The following is a 1024-nucleotide window of genomic DNA, read 5'->3' on the forward strand; positions in this document are numbered from 1 at the left end:
TCCTCCGGCACCAGTTCCAGCTGCCGAGCCGACCCGAACAACACCTCCGCGTCCGAGATCGCGCTACGGCTCAATTCCCCCAGCCCCCCCCCCCCCCCCGCCCCCCAACCCCCCAACCCCCCACGAGTACCCGGGGGGCCATTTTGGGGGCCAACATCGCACCCCCCCCCCCCCCCCCCGGGGGCCCGGGTGGGCCGCGCCGAGGCGGGTGCCCGCGCCGACCCGGGCGGCGCTGAGCCGTCCGGTGTCGAGCAGGATCAGCAGCCGCCGATGCCGTTCCGGACGCCAGGTCCGCACCAGTACATCGGCGGCGCGGGCCGTGGCACGCCAATCGATCGCGCGCACATCGTCTCCGGCGGCGTATTCGCGGAACGAGTCGAATTCCGAACCCTGACCGCGGGCGTTCACCACGGTGCTGCCCTCGAGCAGACGCAGTTCGGCGACCTTCGACGCCAGCACGCCCTCGCTGCGGAACGGCGGCAGGGCACGCACCCGGGCGGGCACCTCGCGGCGGATCTGCCGCCCGGCCAGGCCCAGCGGTCCGACCAGTCGCAGGGTCACCGGGCCCGCCGTCCGGTCGCCCCGGACACTCGGGCGCAGCGTGGTGGTGAGCCGGGTCTTGGTATTGGGCGGCAGGTGCAGCGGATGGGTTCGTCCGGTGGCCCGGGCGCTGTCGGGCCAGTCGTCCCACAGCGTGCCGCGCAGGGTGCGGGAGCCGCGGTTGACCACCGTCAGGTCCACCGCCGCCGTCCGGCCCAGCCGCACCGTCGTGACCGGGACCCGGGACAGCTCCAGCGCCTCGGGGCGGCCGAGGGCCAGCACATCCGTGCCGATCAGGACGCCCAGCAGACCGGTCAGGATCAGCACGCCCCACCACGTCGGGAGCACGGCCGTGGGCGCCCCCCCCCCCCCCCCCGCCCCCGCCCCCCCCCCCCCCCCCGCCCGAAAACGCAGCACCCGCACCCCCCCCCCCCCCCCCCCCCCGGGCCCACCACCCACCCCCCGCCCCCCCCGCCACCCCCCC

The 1024-nt window shown here is 77.1% G+C and carries 1 protein-coding gene; it reads right to left on the reverse strand.

Annotated features, from left to right (window positions below):
- Positions 1–63: 63 nt before the first annotated feature.
- A partial coding sequence (locus tag QH290_RS30160; RefSeq protein WP_280386574.1) for a DUF58 domain-containing protein occupies positions 64–1024 on the reverse strand: 961 nt, incomplete at its 5' end.

Origin of the sequence: Nocardia wallacei (assembly GCF_029869545.1) — a bacterium.
In the GTDB taxonomy this organism is placed as follows: domain Bacteria; phylum Actinomycetota; class Actinomycetes; order Mycobacteriales; family Mycobacteriaceae; genus Nocardia; species Nocardia wallacei_A.